Origin of the sequence: Dietzia sp. DQ11-44, assembly GCF_014145205.1 — a bacterium.
GTDB lineage: Bacteria > Actinomycetota > Actinomycetes > Mycobacteriales > Mycobacteriaceae > Dietzia > Dietzia natronolimnaea.
This window is the reverse complement of the sequence record NZ_JAALEC010000097.1, coordinates 1-4,049: the sequence shown is the minus strand read 5'-3', so window position 1 is coordinate 4,049 and position 4,049 is coordinate 1. Positions and strand designations below refer to the sequence as shown.

Here is a 4,049-nt window from a genome sequence, read left to right as displayed (position 1 = left end):
TCCCCCGCCGTGTCGGCCGCGGGCGGTGTCCGCGCGGTAGAAGCGGTCGAAGAGGTGATCCAGGTGGTGCGCGGCCACGCCCTCGCCGGTGTCGGTGACAGTGACGGACACCCGCCTCCGAGCCACCGTGTCGGTGCCGGACGTCCTGGTGCCGGTGTCCGCGGGGAGCAGGCTGGTGCTGACGGTGACGGAGCCACCGGCAGGGGTGTGCCGTAATGCGCTGTCCAGCAGGTTCCCCAGTACCTGGCCCATGCGGTCGATGTCCACGGTGGCCTCGGCGTCGACGAGGTCGCGGGCGGTGAGCTCCACCTACTTGTCCGCGAACCGCTCACGGGCGGCGTCGAGGGCGCTCCCCACCAACCCGGCGATGGTGGTGGGGACCGGATGGAGGCGGGTCAGGTGCTCCTCGACGGCCGAGACGGCCACGATGTCCGACGCCAGGCGTTCGAGTCGGCGGGTGGCCGTCCACAGCACCTCCCTGGTGTCGTCGTCGTAGTCCCGCACACCGTCGTCGACGGCCTCGAGGTAGGAGTCGATCGTGGCCAGCGGGGTGCGCATCTCGTGACCGAGGTCGGCGAGCATCCGGCGTCGCGTGGTGTCGGTGGCGTCGAGTCTCCGGGCGAGTTCGTTGACGCTCGTCGCCAGGTCGTCGAACTCCCGCCCCAGCTCGGGACTCGCGACGCGCGTGTCGTAGCGCCCGCCGGCGATCTCGGCGGTCGAGGCGGTCACCACCGCGACCGAACGCTGGACCCTGCGGGTGAGGTACCAGCTCGCCAGCAACGCCAGGAGCACCGCGACGCCCACCGCCAGCCCCCAGGCCAGGACGATCGAATCCGTGAACGCCTCCTCGACGTGGGCGGCCTCCGCGGAGTCGTGCTCGATCCCGGCCTGTCCGAGGTGGTCGTGGAAGATCTCGGGCGCCAGCACCGAGGCGACGAGCCAGGCGCTCCCCGCGCAGCCCACCACCACCCCGGCCATGACCACCAACAGACGCGTCCCGAAACTCGCCCCTGCGAGCCGGCCGCGCCGCACCTCGCCGACAGCGCCGCCGCTCACCGCCCGGCCCCCATCCGGTAGCCCACTCCGCGGACGGTGCGGACGTAGCGACCCCGCGCGGCCTCGTCACCGAGCTTGCGGCGCAGGTGCGCGACGTGGACGTCCACCAGGTGGTCGTCGCCCACCCAGTTCGGGCCCCACACCCTCTCGATCAACTGGGACCGGGTGAACACGACACCCGGGTCGCGGGACAGGGCGGCGAGCAGGTCGAACTCAGTGCGGGTCAGGGCGACGGCCCGCCCGTCGACGCTCACCTCGCGACCGGCCACGTCGATGGTCAGATCCCCGATCCTCCGCAGACGCGCGTCCACCGGGCTGCTGCCCGCGGACCCGGCGGCGGCCACGTCGTCGTCGTACCCGGTCACGGGACCCCGCGGTCTGCGCAACATCGCCTGGATCCTGGCCATGAGCTCGCGGGGGCTGAACGGCTTGGTCATGTAGTCGTCCGCGCCGACGGACAGCCCGATCAGTGTGTCGACCTCGTCGGTCCGGGCGGTGAGCATCACCACGTACGCGTCGGAGTGGACCCGGACCCGCCGGCACACCTCGACCCCGTCCAGCCCCGGCAACCCCAGGTCCAGGACGATCACGTCCGGGTCCACCGACCGGGCGAGCGTGACCGCCTCGGCACCGTCGCCGGTGACGGTGACCTCGAATCCGTCGCGACGGAGATACGAGGCGACCAGGTCGGCGAGGGACTGCTCGTCGTCGACGACCATCGCCCGCAACCCCGTGGGCGGGCGCGGCACGGGACCGGGTGCACCGGCCTGTCCGTGGTCGCCAGGGCTGGGGGTCATGGGTCCCATCATCGCGCCCCGCCTGCGGATCCGCCGCCCCCGCGACGGCCTTGACCAAACCTTCACACGACCTCCATCCGAAGCGCCGGACCCGACGGGCAGGATGGTTCCCAGCAGTCCGGGCGCCCGGCCGCTCCGTTCGAAAGGACCTCGACGATGACCAGCAGGATCTTCCTCGCCGCCGCAGCCGTGGCCGTCCTCACGCTCTCCGCCTGTGCCGACGACGGCGACGACACGACGGCCACGACGCCGGCCACGACCACCACCGCCGAGGACGGCGCTCCCGCGACCACCGAGGAGGGCGACGCGTCCGAGCACTCCGCCGCCGACGTGCGGTTCGCGCGGATGATGATCCCGCACCACGAGCAGGCCATCGAGATGAGCGACATCATCCTGGCCAAGGAGGGCGTCCCCGACGACGTCCGCGAGCTGGCCGAGGAGATCAAGGCCGCGCAGGGCCCGGAGATCGAGCAGCTCGACGAGTGGCTCGGGGAGTGGGGCGAGCCCGGCATGGGCCGCGACGATCATGGCGACCACATGGGTGACGCCGGCGAGATGCGCATGATGGACGGGATGCTCTCGCCGGAGGAGATGCAGGAGCTGGCCGACGCCGAGGGCACCGACGCCGCGCGGTTGTTCCTGGAGCAGATGATCGTCCACCACGAGGGCGCGATCGACATGGCCGAGGACCAGGTGTCCGGCGGCACCCACCCGGAGGCGGTCGAGCTGGCCCAGACCATCATCGACACCCAGCAGCGGGAGATCGATCAGATGCGCGAGATGCTCGCCGGCCTGTGACCGTGACGAGTGCTCTGACGACTGTTCCCCGCCCGTCCGCGCGCCGTCGCGCCCTGCTCGCGGCCGTGGTCGCGGGATCGTTGGGGCTGACCGCCTGCACCTCGGCCGGGCCGGAACCGGACTCCACCTCCGACCGGGCCGCGGCCACCCTCGTCGAGCGACACGGCCTCGAGGGGTTGGACGCCCGGCAGGTGATCGAGCGGCTCGACACCATGCCCGTGGCCGAGCGGCCCGACGACCTGTGGGCTTCCGTCGAACCGGACCAGCTGGTCCTGAGCGACCCCACCGGCGACCTCGAGGAGGCGGCGCTGCCGATGCCGGCAGACGAGTTCTACCTCTCCGTGGCCCCGTACCGGACCTTCACGCACGACTGCTTCTTCCACAGCCTCACCACGTGCCTCGGGGAGCTCGGCGGCGAGACCGTGCAGGTGACCGTGACGGACGGGGCGACCGGGCAGACCGTGCTCGACGAGACCCGCACGACCTACGACAACGGCTTCGTGGGCCTGTGGCTCCCGCGCGACCTCACCGGCACCCTGACGATCGCGCACGAGGGCGACTCGACGACCTCGCCCGTCTCCACCGGCGACGACGACCTGACCTGCCTGACCACGATGCAGGTGGCGTAGGCGGCGGCCGATCGCGTCGACCTATCTGACGACTGACCTGCTCAGGCCCGCGCCAATTGACCCGACTCGCCGAGGTGACGTACCCAACAGACGCCGGGAGAGCGGTGGCTCGTAGGGGTAGACCCTGACGACCCGGCCGGGCGCGCTGCAGGGGTCCCCCGATCTTCTCCCGGATTTCCGTTCCGCCCCGGGTGAGCGGCGCGCGGCCGCGGCTAGGGTGACCCCGACGTCAGTCGAGTCGCCTCTCCCGCACCGTGAAATGAGACGCCATGAACGAGCAGTTCCCCTACCGGCCCGACGAGTCCTCGGACGCCGGTCGGGACCGCCTTCCGGCGCCCACGGACCAGTTCGCCCCCATCCAGAGGTTCCCCCCTGAGCAGTTCCCGACGGAACGGTTCCCGACGGAGCAGTTCCCGACCCGCCCGGCCGCCGGGCCCGCCGAACCCCTGGCGCACGAGGGCGATCTGCCCTACGGCAACTCACCCGCCGCGCCGTACCGCCCTGACCAGGACTTCGCCCCCCGGCATCTGGGAGCGCCACCCGCGTTCGACAACGACCCCTTCGTTCCCGGCCCGTACCGGCCGTACCTGCCGCAGCACCTCATGCCGCAGCCCTTCATGCCGCAGCCGTACCCGATGCAGCAGACCGTGTTCGTCGCCAACGGCGGCGGCAGGCGCGTCAACCACGTGCTGCACCTGATCCTGACCATCCTCACCTTCGGCCTGTGGCTCCCGGTGTGGGCGGTGCTCGCGATCGCCAATTCCTAGCG

The 4,049-nt window shown here is 71.7% G+C and carries 4 protein-coding genes and 1 pseudogene; 3 read left to right on the top strand and 2 right to left on the bottom strand.

The features are described from left to right. Together G6018_RS02930 and G6018_RS02925 are read right to left on the bottom strand one after the other, a co-directional pair. Positions 1–978: pseudogene (locus G6018_RS02930) on the bottom strand (HAMP domain-containing sensor histidine kinase); the annotation flags it as partial. A 74-nt stretch (positions 979–1,052) separates the two neighbouring features. Then, positions 1,053–1,775, bottom strand: a complete 723-nt coding sequence (locus G6018_RS02925; protein ID WP_182616035.1) for a response regulator transcription factor — start codon at positions 1,773–1,775, stop codon at positions 1,053–1,055. Positions 1,776–2,009: 234 nt separating this feature from the next. Between G6018_RS02925 and G6018_RS02920 the strand changes: the two genes are divergently transcribed. From G6018_RS02920 to G6018_RS02910, 3 genes are all read left to right on the top strand, one after another. Next, entirely contained in the window at positions 2,010–2,651 is a 642-nt protein-coding gene (locus G6018_RS02920; protein WP_182616029.1) for a DUF305 domain-containing protein, read from the top strand. Positions 2,652–2,653: 2 nt separating this feature from the next. After that, complete coding sequence (locus G6018_RS02915) at positions 2,654–3,280, top strand: CueP family metal-binding protein (protein ID WP_238556361.1); 627 nt, start codon at positions 2,654–2,656, stop codon at positions 3,278–3,280. Between the two features lie 269 nt (positions 3,281–3,549). Then, complete coding sequence (locus tag G6018_RS02910) at positions 3,550–4,047, top strand: hypothetical protein (RefSeq protein WP_182638667.1); 498 nt, start codon at positions 3,550–3,552, stop codon at positions 4,045–4,047. Positions 4,048–4,049 lie beyond the last annotated feature (2 nt).